Annotated in this window: 12 protein-coding genes; 10 read left to right on the top strand and 2 right to left on the bottom strand. The window is 47.7% G+C overall.

Going from position 1 to position 14870, the window contains the following annotated elements; translation table 11 throughout:
* Positions 1-2 precede the first annotated feature (2 nt).
* Genes AC3WQ3_RS19130 through AC3WQ3_RS19140 form a run of 3 tightly spaced genes read left to right on the top strand, consistent with a single transcriptional unit; the run spans position 3 to position 3632 of the window.
* Positions 3-914, top strand: coding sequence for a carbohydrate ABC transporter permease (locus AC3WQ3_RS19130; protein ID WP_336781767.1), 912 nt, complete (start codon positions 3-5; stop codon positions 912-914).
* 38 nt (positions 915-952) lie between these two features.
* The gene (locus tag AC3WQ3_RS19135; RefSeq protein ID WP_492473178.1) at positions 953-2563 is read left to right on the top strand and encodes an extracellular solute-binding protein; all 1611 of its coding nucleotides are present in this window, start codon (positions 953-955) and stop codon (positions 2561-2563) included.
* 52 nt (positions 2564-2615) lie between these two features.
* Entirely contained in the window at positions 2616-3632 is a 1017-nt protein-coding gene (locus AC3WQ3_RS19140) for a glycoside hydrolase family 130 protein (protein WP_492473179.1), read from the top strand.
* Positions 3633-3690: 58 nt separating this feature from the next.
* Here AC3WQ3_RS19140 and AC3WQ3_RS19145 read toward each other — a convergent pair whose 3' ends face one another.
* Positions 3691-6027, bottom strand: coding sequence for a helix-turn-helix domain-containing protein (locus AC3WQ3_RS19145; protein ID WP_492473180.1), 2337 nt, complete (start codon positions 6025-6027; stop codon positions 3691-3693).
* Positions 6028-6255: 228 nt separating this feature from the next.
* Between AC3WQ3_RS19145 and AC3WQ3_RS19150 the strand changes: the two genes are divergently transcribed.
* The 7 genes from AC3WQ3_RS19150 to AC3WQ3_RS19180 all read left to right on the top strand — a co-directional run bounded on the left by AC3WQ3_RS19150 (position 6256) and on the right by AC3WQ3_RS19180 (position 13116).
* Positions 6256-7359, top strand: a complete 1104-nt coding sequence (locus AC3WQ3_RS19150) for an amidohydrolase/deacetylase family metallohydrolase (protein ID WP_492473181.1) — start codon at positions 6256-6258, stop codon at positions 7357-7359.
* Positions 7337-8446 (top strand): DgaE family pyridoxal phosphate-dependent ammonia lyase, encoded by a 1110-nt coding sequence (locus tag AC3WQ3_RS19155; protein WP_492473182.1) that lies wholly within the window; start codon positions 7337-7339, stop codon positions 8444-8446. The genes AC3WQ3_RS19150 and AC3WQ3_RS19155 overlap by 23 nt, the downstream gene beginning before the upstream one ends.
* On the top strand, positions 8443-9198 hold the full coding sequence (gene dagF / locus AC3WQ3_RS19160) for a 2-dehydro-3-deoxy-phosphogluconate aldolase (protein WP_492473183.1): 756 nt from the start codon (positions 8443-8445) through the stop codon (positions 9196-9198). The genes AC3WQ3_RS19155 and dagF overlap by 4 nt, the downstream gene beginning before the upstream one ends.
* The gene (locus AC3WQ3_RS19165; RefSeq protein ID WP_492473184.1) at positions 9191-10204 is read left to right on the top strand and encodes a sugar kinase; all 1014 of its coding nucleotides are present in this window, start codon (positions 9191-9193) and stop codon (positions 10202-10204) included. Before dagF ends, AC3WQ3_RS19165 begins: the two co-directional genes overlap by 8 nt.
* Positions 10205-10213: 9 nt before the next feature.
* Positions 10214-10933 carry a GntR family transcriptional regulator gene (locus tag AC3WQ3_RS19170; protein WP_492473185.1) on the top strand — a complete coding sequence of 240 codons (720 nt, stop codon included), beginning with the start codon at positions 10214-10216 and terminating at the stop codon, positions 10931-10933.
* A gap of 360 nt (positions 10934-11293) precedes the next feature.
* Positions 11294-11875 (top strand): 2'-5' RNA ligase family protein, encoded by a 582-nt coding sequence (locus AC3WQ3_RS19175; RefSeq protein WP_492473186.1) that lies wholly within the window; start codon positions 11294-11296, stop codon positions 11873-11875.
* Positions 11876-12012: 137 nt separating this feature from the next.
* Entirely contained in the window at positions 12013-13116 is a 1104-nt protein-coding gene (locus AC3WQ3_RS19180; RefSeq protein ID WP_492473187.1) for a peptidylprolyl isomerase, read from the top strand.
* 304 nt (positions 13117-13420) lie between these two features.
* On the opposite strand, the gene AC3WQ3_RS19185 is transcribed toward AC3WQ3_RS19180, so the two are convergent.
* Positions 13421-14866, bottom strand: coding sequence for a serine hydrolase domain-containing protein (locus AC3WQ3_RS19185; protein WP_492473188.1), 1446 nt, complete (start codon positions 14864-14866; stop codon positions 13421-13423).
* Positions 14867-14870: the final 4 nt, after the last annotated feature.

Genomic DNA, 14870 nt, shown 5'->3' on the forward strand with positions numbered 1-14870 from the left:
CTTTGGTTACTGCCATGAAAGAGTCCAGAGGAGACAAGCTGTTTGTGATTTGCACCTATATTTATTTAGTTCTTGCACTGCTCGTTGTTCTCTATCCGCTGATCTATATTCTCAGTGCTTCTATCAGTTCGCCGAAGGACGTCAATTCGGGAGCCATGTGGCTGTTTCCGAAGAATGTTACACTGGATGGCTACAAGCTTGTATTCGAAAACCCGAAGATATGGAATGGTTATTTGAACACAATTATCTATACGGTGGTAGGGACACTGGTCAATCTCGCCGTTACGCTGCCAGCCGCGTATGCGCTTAGCAGATCTGATTTTGTCGGGCGTAATCTGTTCATGGGTCTCATTCTGTTTACGATGTTCTTCAGCGGCGGGCTCGTGCCGACGTATCTGCTGGTCAAGAATCTCGGACTCATCAACAGCATGTGGGCTTTAATTCTGCCGGTGGCTGCTTCAGTTTGGAATATTGTTGTGGCCCGCACCTTTTTTCAGACAACTATCCCAAAAGAGCTGCAGGAAGCGGCTCACATCGATGGCTGTACGAATCTGAAGCTGTTCATCCGCATTATTCTGCCATTGTCAGCACCCATTATAGCCGTTATGGCTCTATTCTATGGAGTAGGCCACTGGAACAGTTATTTCCCGTCCCTGATCTATTTGAATGATGAAGCCAAATATCCACTGCAGATGGTTCTGCGCCAGATTCTTGTCCTTCAGGAGATGTCGGCTGAAACCACGGGCGCTTCGATCAATAGCGAGGTAGCGACCGCCATGAATAACAAGGCTGAAACGGCATCACTAATCAAATATGGAGTCATTGTGGTCTCCACGCTGCCGATCGTGGCGGTGTATCCATTCCTGCAGCGTTACTTTGTCCAAGGGGTCATGATTGGCTCTGTTAAAGGTTGAACCATTAGAATGTGTATATAACAAGGGAGGAATTATTCATGCAGACCACGCGCAAACCATGGAAGCTTCTGTTGTCTTCGGCTCTAGTTCTTACACTGCTGGCAGGCTGCAGCAATGCTGACAAAGGAGCAGGAGATAACAGTACCGGAGCCGTTGCTGTGAATAAAAAGGGTTTCCCGATTGTCAATGAATCCGTAACTCTTACGCTTATGGCGCCGGATGTAGGGATTCAGAACTGGGAGAACATGAAAGTGCTCCAGCAGATGCAGGAGAAGACAGGCATTAAGCTGGAATACAGGAATGCACCGAAGGACAGCTTCGAGACCAAGAAGAATCTGGTGCTCGCCAGCGGAGATTACCCGGATATTCTCTATGCTGCCGGTTTGACCACTGCGGAGCAGATGAATTATGGAGAGCAGGGTATCCTCGTTCCTCTGGAAGATCTGATTGAGGAATACGCTCCGAACTTCAAGGCCTTGCTGGATGAGAATCCGGATGTCCGCAAATCCATTACAGCACCGGACGGGCATATTTATTCTTTGCCGGTAGTAGAGCTCAGTCAGCATTGGTATCGCAACCCAATGTGGTACAACGGGGACTTCCTGAAAGCATTGAATATTGACAAGCTTCCCGAAACGACAGAAGAGCTGTATACCTACCTGAAGCGTGTGAAGGAAGAAGATCCGAACGGCAACGGTATCGCCGATGAAATTCCGATATCCTCGGTGACAACACCTGCTGCCAACCTTCGTGATATTCGTACCTGGCTGCTTGGCGCCTTCGGTATTTATGAAGAAGAAATTTACGTGGACGATAACGATAAGGTGCACTATACACCCCTTGAAGAAGGATATAAGGAATATTTAACCTATATGAATCGTCTGTGGTCCGAAGAGCTGTTGGATCATGAGAGCTTCTCGCAGACGGCGGAGCAAAAGAAGGCCAAGGCACAGAACAATCAGGTCGCCCTCTTCTCCGACTGGCATGCCTACATGTCCAAAGGCGGAGAGCCTTCGACGGCAGATCCGATGTTTGCACCTGTCCGCAGCGAATCGGTTGCTGCTCCGGCGATTGCGAAGAATAGAGGCATTACAACGGGTGCCTTTGCTATTACGGAGAGCAACCCGGCGCCGGAAGCCTCCATGCGTTGGGTGGATTATCTCTATTCCTACGAAGGTGCCATGTTCTTCAACAAAGGGCCAGAGGGCATTCTCTGGGAATACACAGACAAAGAGAACCGGGTCAAGAAATACTTGCCTGTACCGGACGGAAAGGAAATGGAAGATTATCGGGCCACTCTGACACCTAACTACGGTATTCCTGCTCCGACCCTGTCCATGGATGACATTAGTAAAGGGCTGAAGACAGACTTTGATCTCTGGGTAGAGGAGGAAACTAAGCATAAACTTCTCGATAAAGGCGCTCGGATTCCGTTCCCAACACTGTTCCTGACCGTGGAAGAGCAGACGGAAATCAGCAACCTGAATTCGGATTTGAGCACTTACGTGAAGCAGATGGAAGCGAAGTTCATCACCGGTGCAGAGCCGCTTACCAGTTGGGACAATTATGTGGCTACCGTTAAGAAAATGGGCGGAGAGCGTGTGGCTGAAATTAATCAGGCTGCGTATGACCGCTGGAAATCCAACTAATCAAGCCTCTGCGCAAACTATACCTTGAACATGTATCCCAGGAGGAACAGACATGCAAATAACGAGACACCCGAACAATCCCATAGTCGTCCCGGGCGGCTATGAATGGCGCAAGGTTACGGTCTTCAACCCGGCGGTCATCATAGATAACGACAAATTTTACATGATTGAGCGCACTGCTGGCTCCCTGACTCCATGCAAGAATTATCTGGGGCTGCTGGAGAGCGATGACGGCGTTAACTTCACCCACGTGAAGGATGAGCCCATTGTGACGCCCGATATGCTGGGTTTTCCTTATGGCAGTGTGCAGGACCCTCGTATTGTCAAAATTGATGGAACCTTCTATCTGAACTATGCCCTGCGTCCCTGTGCCATGAGCTATTATCCTACCGGAGCAGGCGTCCCCCTGCGCTCTATTCCCGAATATCCGGATGGCTGGGGAGAAGAGGAGGGACACTGGTTGACCCGGTCCTCCATTCTGAAATCGGATAATCTCCTGGATTGGGAGTTTGTGGCGGATACGACGCCTCTTGATATTAACGACCGGGACAACATTCTGTTTCCTGAAAAAATAGGTGGCAAATTCGTGCTGCTGCGCCGCCCCGAGGAATATGTGGGAGAAGACTACGGTACGGATAAGGCGGCCATGTGGATTACCTACTCCGAGGATCTGGTGAACTGGGAAGAGCCCAAGCTGCTCGCCACCGCCGGAAACCAGTCCTGGGAATCGCGGAAAATTGGGGGCTCAACGCCTCCAATCCGGACCGACAAGGGCTGGCTGGTGCTTTATCACGGCGTCGATGAAGATATCGTCTACCGCGTGGGAGCAATGCTGCTGGATTTGGAGCAGCCTGAGAAAATCATTGCCCGGACCCATCATTTCATTATGGAGCCGGAGACGTACTACGAGAAATTTGGATTCCAGATTCCGAATGTGATCTTCCCGACAGGAAACGTGGTCAAAGACGGACTGCTCTATATCTATTACGGCGTAACGGATACAGCGATCGCTCTCGCCACGGTTCCTCTGGATGAACTGGTAGAGCATATTCTTCGGGAAGGGCAGTAAGCAGGGCCAACTTGGTTAGTGATTCAGGTGCTTTGCGGGGGAAGAAGAAAGCCCGGAATTAAATGGACCTTTTCACAACAGTCCCCTTCAAAGCATGTTCTTTACGGTATTGCCCTGGAGTCAGACCGATTTCTTTTTTGAACTTGCGGATGAAATTCGGCGTATCCAAATAACCGACCTGCTCGATAATTTCCTTGAGCGGTGCGCTAGTGTTCTCCAACAGCCGGATCACTTCATCCACACGTTTATGCCAGATATATTGTGTGAAATTGCTGCCAGTCTTTTCTTTGAAACTCCGGCTCAAATAAGAGGTTGAAATGGCAAACTTAAGCGCCACATGTTCCAGGCTGAGTGTGTAATCTGCGAACTGCTCGTCCACGTATGCCAGAATGTCATCCATTAACGAAGATTCGCTAGTCTCCGTATTCCGCTCGACCTGCATGCATATATCAGCGGCCAGAGAGAGCAAGCGGCTCTCCAGCTCTTCCATCGTTTCAAAGGAGGTCAATTCCGGCATATTGGCGAACACACTGTCCATCCCAAGTTCGGAGGCCGTGCGCAGAAAAGCGTTCAGCAGTTCGAAGCAGATGCAGCGCAGCAGATGAACCTGCAGCGGCTCGTCTTTGATCATCTCGATGGTATCAGCAATCATCTGGACGGCTACGGGTTCGTTGCCCTGTTTCAGACTCTGCTCCAGCTTCAACATGGATTTGCGCGGAATCCAGAAATTCTCGGTGGCGGAAGGGTTCAGCTCTGCAAGCTGCTCAAAGTAGGTTACCTGTCCGCTGCGACGGATCATTCGGTGTTCCAGTGCCGCAGCAGCTTCGATAAACGATTGGTTAAGACGGCTCAGGTCGTTGTATGCCATACCGACACCGATGCTTAAGGACAGCTGCGAGTGCTCGCGAATGATCGTTTGAATGCCTTCAATAACCAGCTCCATTCGGGTCTGGACCAGCATGTCCGCTTCTCCGGGAAGTGAAATGATCAAGGCAAATTGGTCCTTGACCGAAAATTCCACACCAAAGATCTGTGCACCAGCAGTGGGCAAGCACAAATTGCTGAGGATCTCCTGCAGGAGATGCCGTTCCTGCCAGGACTTGCTGCCCGGCTTGGTGTCATCCCAGGACAGTATAGCTGAGAAATAGAGGCCTTCTCCCTGAGGATGCCTGAAGCCGGTACTGAAGATCATCTGCTCAATCTCAGGGTCATCCGGTTTGCCGTGCTTAAGCAGCAGCAGCATACACTGATTGCGGACGAAAGGCTCCTGTAAATCAATTTTGGCACTGTAATCGTGGAGAGTCTGCCGGATCCATTCCCACTCATTGCGAACCTTGGGAGCATCCTTGCCGCTGCTTTTCAGCTTGGCGAATTCCATCAGATCCCTGATCGGATGGTACTGCCGTTTGGCCAACAGCAGTGCTGCAGCTATTCCAGTGATTACTGTAATACAAAAGACAATTAAAATCAGGGTCTGAACATGGGCCACACGGCTGAAAAATTGGAAGCTTGGCATCGTGGTCACATAGGTCCATCCATTTTCTTCCGATTGCACTGAAACGACGGAGTGTTGTTCCCCGTCCAGCTTCAGATTATGAATTCCAGGCTCAAGTCGGGATATCTTCTCAAGCTCGTTCTGGGGAAGGGTGACGCCATGGCTGTTTGCGGTCAACACCTCTCCAGTAGGACCGAATATATAGCTGCTCCCCGTGAAGTCACTCAAAATCGAATCCATAACTCCGGTAAGCTTGGATTCTTTCATTAAATAGACAACCGTTCCATATGGATAAGGGTCATTCGGTTTAATGGGTACGAGCATGACAAGCATGGGATCCGTCCGGGAATTAATGGTTACATTTTCCGCGGGACGTACCAGCGGTTGTCGGGTTTCATTTAAGTCCTGCCGCAATTCTGCAGGGGTCCAGCGTTCAAATTGATAGAGAGTATCGAAGGTAACATGAAGATCAGCGAGACCACGGTGAGAATAGATATTGGAGTCGTTATGGAAATACAGAAGCAGGTCCTCGGCAATGTTGCTGCTGGCTTTGTAATTCGCCAAGGCCTGTATCGCCTCCATGCTGTAGTAGGGATCCTTCACCATGTATGGGGTCAAATACTTGTCATAAGCGATTCGTCCGGCTATTTCCTGAAGCTCGTTCATACGGGTATCGATGGTGTTCTTCACCTGATTCAGCTGATTGACATTGGATTGTTCAATTTCGACACGAAGGCCCTTGACAGCGTTTTCATATACGAAAATAGTAACCCCTGTTAGAGGAATGAGAAATATGAGAATGTAGGAAAATGCATATTTTAGAAGAAGTCTTGATTTGAAATGATTCCAGCTGAGTCTGAATTGGTTGAGCAAGGATGGCTTGATTGCCGAATTAGCCATATAGTTGTCCCTCCCGCATTTAAAAAGTTCGAATTAGTCATTCTGGAATATAAATTTATGTTCTGTTCTGGAGTATACTTAAGTCAGCATAAACATTATAACATTATAATCTTTGGAATAAAGTAACACGTCAGGTTTATTTTTAATAGAAGGAGGTACAGATTTCATGAAATGAATCCAATTTTGAATTTTGCCTGTATACCTGGGTCGAAGAAGGAGATGGGATGATTGGGCACAGAGAATGTGCTGCGCAATTTGCAGCTTGTTAACGGGCGGATCATTGATATCGCCATTCAAGACGGGATCATCACTGAAATTACACCGTCAGGCCAGGCTGGGGAAGCTAAGAGAGGTCAAGACTGTTCCGGGTTATATGTGTCTAGCGGATGGATTGACCTGCATGTGCATGCCGTGCCAGAGCTTGATCCCTACGGCGATGATATCGACGAAATTGGTGTGAAGCAGGGAGTAACCACGCTCGTGGATGCCGGAAGCTGCGGTGCAGATCGGATCGGTGCCTTGTACACTGCCAGCCTGAAAGCTGAGACGCGGGTGTTTGCACTATTGAATATTTCGAGGATCGGGCTTGAACGGACAGATGAGCTGTCACAGCTGAAATGGATAGACCGGGCAAAGGCCCAGGCAGCAGCAGCGGCGTATCCTGATTTTATCGTTGGTCTGAAAGCACGCATAAGCCAAAGCGTTGTCAAAGACAACGGCATTGAACCGCTCAAGCTGGCACGCATATTGTCCGAAGAAACGAAGCTGCCGCTCATGGTTCATATTGGTTCCGCTCCGCCTGCAATCTCCGAAGTATTGGAGCTATTACAGCCGGGCGATGTAATTACCCATTATCTTAATGGCAAGTCCAATAACCTGTTCCATGAGGACGGCACACCCATACAAGGACTGATTGATGCTGCTTCCCGTGGAGTTCATCTGGATGTGGGCCATGGCACAGCGAGCTTCTCATTCCGGATTGCAGAACAGGCCAAAGAGGCCGGCATTGAGCTGAATACAATCAGTACGGATATTTACCGCGGCAACCGTCTGAACGGGCCAGTGTACAGTATGTCCAATGTGCTGACCAAGTTTCTCGTTCTAGGCTACAGTTTGGAAGAGGTCATCCGCGCGGTTACAATCAACGCAGCAGCATGGCTCGGCAAGCCGGAGCTCGGACAGATTAGGATGGGACAGCAGGCGAATCTGACTTTGTTTGCTCTGGAAGCAGGTGAGAAGCAGCTTAAGGACTCGGAAGGCGATGTTCGAATTGCACAGCACTATATTAAGGTTAAAGGAGTCTATGCTAATGGATCACTCATTACAAGCTAAATATGGACTGAAGCGTGTGATAAATGCCAGTGGTAGAATGAGCATTCTTGGCGTTTCTGCACCAACGGATTCGGTCATGGAGGCCATGAAACAAGGTGGACAACAGTACGTGGAAATCGCGGACCTTGTAGACAAATCGGGTGAATATATTGCACACCTGCTTGGTGCGGAAGGGGCAGCTGTTGTGAACTCGGCGTCCAGCGGCATAGCTCTGTCAGTGGCAGCCATGGTGACCGGCGGAGATCCGCGGCTTAGTCTTCGTCTTCACCAAGAGCCGATAATGAAAAACGAAATTATTATGCTAAAAGGGCATAACGTGCAATATGGAGCACCTGTTGAAACGATGGTATTTCTTGGCGGCGGCCAGGTTGTGGAAGTGGGATACGCCAATGAAGGCCGGCAGGAGCATATTGAACAGGCCATCGGTGAATATACTGCGGCTATTCTCTATGTCAAATCTCACCACGCTGTCCAAAAGAACATGATTTCTGTAGAAGAGGCCTGGGAGGTAGCACAGCGCAGAGGAGTTCCGCTAATTGTTGATGCCGCAGCAGAAGAGGACCTGTCCAAATATGTCCAGTACTCAGATTTGGCGATTTACAGCGGATCCAAAGCGATTGAGGGCCCCACCTCCGGGATTGTCGCTGGTAAAAAGAAATACGTCGAGTGGCTGAAGATACAGCTGCACGGGATCGGCCGCAGTATGAAGGTTGGTAAAGAGACTACCTTCGGGCTGCTTCAGGCGCTGGAGGAATACCAGAATAAGGCCGATAACAGCGAACGGGAGAAGCAGGCGCTGGAGGATCTTCAGCTGCTGGCTGAGATTCCTGGGGTTTCCGTTCGCATCGTACAAGATGAAGCGGGCAGAGCGATCTACCGTGGACGCATCCAGGTTGATTCCAATGTTGCAGGAATGGATGCGAAGGATGTGAATGACCAGCTGCGTGAAGGTGAAATTGCGGTATATACCCGAGACTATGGCGTTAAGCAAGGTTATTTCGATATTGATCCAAGGCCGCTGCAAGGTGATGATCTACAGGTGATTATCACAAGAATACAAGAAATCGTGGGAGGTGAGCGTACATGAGTCATATTCAGCAGCGACTGTATAAGAACAGGGTCGCACTTAATGTACTGGCTGGCAGTATCGGGAACGCTAAGGAAGTATTCGAAGCTGCAGAAGGATATGTACTGATAGGTGTGCTCTCCAAAAACTACGATACGGCGGAGGAAGCGGCAATTGCCATGACTGCATATGGTCAGGCTATTCAAGATGCCGTATCCATCGGGCTCGGAGCCGGAGACAATCGCCAGGCGGCTGTTGTGGCGGAGATTGCAGCAAGTTATCCGGGAAGCCATATCAACCAGGTGTTCCCGGCAGTGGGGGCAACCCGTGCGAACTTGGGAGCTAAGGACAGTTGGATTAACAGCCTGGTTTCTCCATGCGGGCAACCCGGCTATGTAGATATATCAACGGGGCCTGTCAGTTCAGGGGCCACTCCGCATGCGATTGTTCCGGTTCAAGCTGCGATTGCACTGGTTCGTGACATGGGTGGCAATGCGCTCAAATATTATCCCATGCAGGGTATGAAGCTGGAGGAGGAGTACCGAGCCGTTGCCAAGGCCTGCGGAGAAGCCGGGTTTGCACTGGAACCTACGGGTGGAATCGATCTGAATAACTTTGAAGCCATACTGGAGATTGCGTTAGAGGCAGGTGTGCCCCAGGTTATCCCGCATGTCTATTCCTCTATTATCGATCCAGAGACGGGGAATACAAACGTGGAGGATGTTCGCAGACTTCTCAATATGATGAAATCACTGGTGGACCGGTATGCCTAGGATCGCTGCTTTTGGTGAAGTGATGATGCGTTTGCAGGTTCCGGGCTATGAAACGCTGATTCAGAGCAGCAGGCTGGACTATTCTTTCTCTGGCAGCGGGGTCAATGTAACGGCAGCACTGGCTAAATATGGCCATACCGGTGCGCTTATAACAACCTTGCCGGAAACGCCCGTGGGCGAAGCAGCAATAGCTTATCTGCGCAAGCTTGGAGTAGATACTTCACTGATCAGCCGTGGCGGCAAGTATCTGGGAATGTACTTTCTGGAGAATGGCTTTGGAGCCCGTCCCGGCAGAGTCACTTATACAGACAGGCTGGGCAGCAGTTTCAATACCGCGGCGGCGAGTAACTATGACATGCCGGCTCTTGCAGCCAAAGTCGACGTTCTTCATTTATGCGGCATTACGCTGGCAATGAATGAAGGCGTTCGCGAGCAGATGAAACAACTTGCTGTAGAAGTGAAGCGGGCTGGGGGAGAGGTTGTTTTTGATTGCAATTACCGTCCTGCGTTATGGGGAACAGATGGTTATACCAAAGCTCGTCCACACTATGAAGAACTGCTCGAACTTGCGGACATCGCACTGATTAATGAGAAGGATGCGCGCTATATTCTTGGCATTGGTGCTGGAGATTATGATAGAATAACACAGTTAATGCAAGTGATTCCCGAAGTTGTGGAGCGCTTTGGCATCAGAACGGCAGCGGGAACGCAACGAGAGATTAACGCTGACAACACGCATTCCCTTACAGGTTATATCTGTCATGAAGGTACGTTTGTGTTTTCCGGCAAACTGACCTTCCCGGTATATGACCGAATCGGAGCCGGCGATGTATTTGCCAGCACCATTATCCATGGGGAATTGCAGCAATACCCGCAGCAGCAAACGATTAATATGGCAGTGGCGGCAGCGATGCTGGCCCATACCACTCCAGGCGATACAGCGCTTATTAGCGAGAGTGAGGTGCTCCGGGCGCTGTCAGACCATACCTTAGATGTTGAAAGGTAGTGAACAGCAGTGTCCTTGAAGCGCAAGCAAGGTCCTTTATATCAGCAAATTCAAAAAATTCTCAAAGACCGAATACTCCATGGGGTATATCCTCTCGGAAGCATCATCCCCTCTGAGCCACAGCTGGAGAAGGAATTCGGCGTCAGTAAAATGACGGTTCGCGGTGCGGTCCAAGAGCTGTCTCAAGAGGGATATGTGCAGAAAAAAAGTGGTGTTGGCACGATTGTGATGCGCAATACCTCCCATCAGAAGCTCTCTAAGGGAAAGCGGTTTACGGAGCTGCTCGTAGAAGAGGGTCATAAACTGGAAAAGAGAGTGCTGAACTCTCAATTAGTCACCAATGATGAAGGGACGGAGGAATATAACCGCTTCGGTCCGTATTGCCAGCGGATGGAAAGGCTCTACATTCTGAACGGTCAGCCTTATATTCATCTCATACACTTCCTGGCTGCTGCTGCCCTGCCGGGCGGTACACAAGAAATGAATGCAGACATTCAATCGCTGTACGACTCACTGGAGGAGAACGACATTATGCTGGAAAACTTCAGGGACCGTTTCTTTGTAGAGCCGGCACCTCCAGAGGTTTGCCAGCTGCTGGAGATCCCCGCGGGGATGCATGTGCTCAAACGCCTACGTAACTCCTATGACGGGGAAGGAAGGCTAATAGAGCACAGTATCGGCTGCTATAATACAGAGCTTCATCATTATCTGGTCAGTTATGACACCTGAATTAAAAAGCGTTCATGTTTAGGAATCTGAAACGACATTTTGAAAGTTTGAAAATGATTGGGGATTTTTTTTCAGGACGTAGATAAATTTATTCTGTTGAGCCTATACTTGGCAAACTACCCATTACTTCAAGATTCCAGTTAAGTAAGAGGATTATAAGGATATAAGGGAAGGCCTATTCTATAAGAATGGGTCTATTTTTGTATCTGACTATGTTTCCATGTGTTATCGGTGAATTTGCTTGGGAGTGACACTTATTTAACTAACAGGCAGGATCGTCTGAATAATCGAAGAAATAAGAATGGTGAGAGCAATTGTAAAATGTTCCGTAATGGTTGCTAAAAAGGATGTGACTGTGTAATGAACTATTTTATTGGAATTACTCCTCCAGAAGATTACAAAGAAAAAATAGTGGCATTCCGTGATCGCTGGTCTAGTAGTTATCTTAACGATGTAGTAGAGCCGCACATCACCGTAAAAGCGCAGGGTGGTCTCCATGGAGATCTGCAATGGTTAGAAAAGGTAAGACAAACATGCTCTTCAGTTCAAACTTTTCCATTAACATTATCGGTACCTGGATCATTCGGAAGTGAAGTTCTATTTCTTAGCGTTGAAACGAGAAAAGTAATTGATTTACATCGAAGATTGGTCAACGTGATTTCCCCATCACAAGAACTTGTAGATCGCTACTTTGAAATGGATAAGTATCATCCTCATTTGACCTTGGGGCAAACTTGCTGGGGAATGAATGGAACTGAAATCCACGAAATGGAACAGTTAGCAATGAACGAATTAGCTCCTTATCCAACCTTTAATGTCCATTTTGTTCGCGTATATAAAGAAGTAGAACCAAACCGATACGTACCATTTGCAGATATCCCCTTAGGAGCTAAAAGATATTACACATGTGGATGTGGGAGAAGGCAATATCTATTTACATAACCAAATAACACTTTTAAACGAATCAAATAAATAAGGATTTAAGAATTTTTATGTTATTTTAAGGTATTATTTTCCGAATACATTATATTTAATTAAAAAGTAGATTTAGGAAAAGACCTAAGGGGGATCATTATTTAATGGACAACAACAAGCCGTCGCAACCTGACAATGAAGAAGAAATGAAAGATTCTTTGACCGAAGAGCGGGAAACCGAGCAAGAAACAACGATTTTGCCCGAAATGCAAGAAGAAGAGAATCAACAGCATTCATCCGAGGCGCAACCACAAGTGGTTAAAGGGAAAAAAAGTGTGGTCTGGATGGCAATCTCAGGCGTTCTAGCTGCAGCACTTATCGTTGTACTTGTATATCCACCATTTGGTGGGGGCAGGGAGTCTGTGGCTTCGGTCAATGGGGCGAACATTTCTAAGGATGAGCTGTATAATGAATTGGTTTCTCTTGGTGGCGAGAGCACACTAAACAGCATGATTACAATGAAGTTAATCGACCAGGAAGCTTCAAAAGCTAACGTGTCTGTTACTGAACAAGATGTGAATGCCGAGATTGAGTCGCTAAAAACCCAATATGGCGGTGAAGAAGGGCTTAACACGGCACTTTCTCAATCTGGTATGACCATGGATTCACTCAAGAAAAATACGGAAGTCCAAGTGAAAATTCGTAAAATTCTTGAACCACAAACCACTGTTAAAGATGAAGATATCAGTGCCTATTATGAAGAGAACAAAGCAACATTCGCCACTCCGGAGCAGGTTAGAGCATCTCATATCCTTGTGAAGACAAAAGAAGAAGCGGATGATATCAAAAAACAATTGGATGAGGGAGCAGACTTTGCAACCCTGGCAAAAGAAAAATCCACAGATACAGGCTCTGCAGCGAATGGCGGGGATCTTGGATTTTTCGGAGAAGGTGAAATGGTAGAAGCATTTGAAAAAGCAGCCTTCTCCATGAAAATCGATGAGATTAGCGACCCGATTAAGTCCGATTTTGGTTACCACATTATCAAGAAGACAGATCATAAAGAGGCAACCAATCCAACTGAGGAAGACAAAAAAGAAGATATTCGTAACATACTGGTGGAGCAGCAAGTGGGTGAGCTCAGTACGAATTGGATGAGTGAATTGCGCTCCAAGGCTAAGATTGTTAACACACTTGAGCCAGCGGATGAAAGCTCGGATGCTGCTGCAGCTTCCACTACGGATACAGGATCCTCTGCCAAGGAATAATAGTAACGACAGATGGAATAGGAACAAGGAAGCAGCTGACAAACTCGAACCTTACAGTCGAATTTGTCAGCTGTTTTTCTTGTTTGTGACTTGATAAAGATTAAAGCGTAAGAGCGTGCTGCACTAATTGAGAAGGGGATTCCTTATTCGTAACATTACAATGAATCATGGGGAGTTCTAGCTCCTTAAACTAAAGGGAGATGTAGCTCAATAAACCAGAGGAGCAGCCAATCAAATCGGCTGCTTTTGTTTAACAATTGGACAGGATGCTTGATATTATCGATTGAAGTCATATGAACGGATGTTAATTCAACCGACTGTTCTTCTTATACTGTACATAGACGTGATAATAGCAAGACAAGTGCACAACATTGACGATGGACCATACAACAAGCCAGATGAGTGGAGTCGACAGCGTAGTCCAGATACCAAACCAAGGTAGCACACGTCCTCCACCGATAAACGTCATCAATGGAGAAAGGGTCAAGAGAATGAGGATCGGGGTCAGCCTTCCAATCGTTATCAGAATTATTTTGCTGGTCGTCAGGCGTTTGTTTCTGAGGCGGATGTGAAAGTAGGCATATATGCCCCATACAAGCGTAGCGATGATCAGCGCAATCATAAACATTTCCACGTTTCGACCATTCACAAATGAGGTTTCAAGCTGTTTCCCTCTCATGATCTTCGCGATGTCATCAATAAAAGTCGAGTAATTCACAGAAGCGTTTAACCCGGAGTTAAACATTACCGCAATGCCCATCTCCTCGTCCAAATAAATCTTCTCTTCTGACTTGTATGTCCAGAAAATGCCGCTATGCGAGATGATTCGGCCGTGAGATTCTTCTTGGTCAGCAAGCCAGCCCATGCCGTAGGAACCGATGGTCCCCGCTGCGTGATATTGTTTCATTAGGGTAGGAGAAAGTAGCTGTCCTTGATATTGGGTAAGCATCCATCGCGACATGTCCTCGGCGGTTGAAACGATGCCTGCCGGGCCATCAATAAACCATATCGGTTCCTTTTGTCCTACCGCCCGTCCCAAACTCAAGTAATGTCCTATCGGAATAGCTTCATTCCCATAAAATTGCTGCGTTGTACTGACACTAAAGGTATGGTTCATACCTAGCGGCTTAAAAATGTGGTTATTCAGATAATCTGAAAAGCGCTCTCCGCTCACATTTTCCACGAGGTTCGCCAGCAGCACGTAATTGGGATTATGATAGCTGTAGGCTGTTCCAGGACTATGGGCAAGTTGTACATCCCTTAATAGCTGATTTACTTCATGCAGCGCCTGAAATTGTGGTTTCCTCGTCATATCTGGATTTACTTTGTCATTGAGACCGCTAGTCTGATTCAATAGATGGCGGATCGTGATGTTGTGAACGCGGGGATCCCGTATAGAATGCTTTGGAAAATATGAATCGTAAGCCGAATCCAGGTCAATCTGGCCGTTGTCCGCTAACTGCAGTATGGTGAGTGCGGTAAAAGACTTGCTTAACGAAGCAATGGGAAAATGAGTGCCGCCCGTAACCTTTTGACCATCTTCAAATGTTCCGTAGCCTTTTGCATAAAATACTTCATCTTCTTTAACAATGGACAGTGAGGCAGCCTGCATGTGATTGGCTCTCATACTCCGATGCATATATTCGTCGATGTCTTGCAGGATTTCTGATTTGTCACGGACTTCTGTGGCAAAAACCGTGCTTTGCCAGACTGAACATAACAACAGTGAACAGGTGATTGTAATTAACATTCTT

The organism is Paenibacillus sp. FW104-T2 (assembly GCF_058789975.1).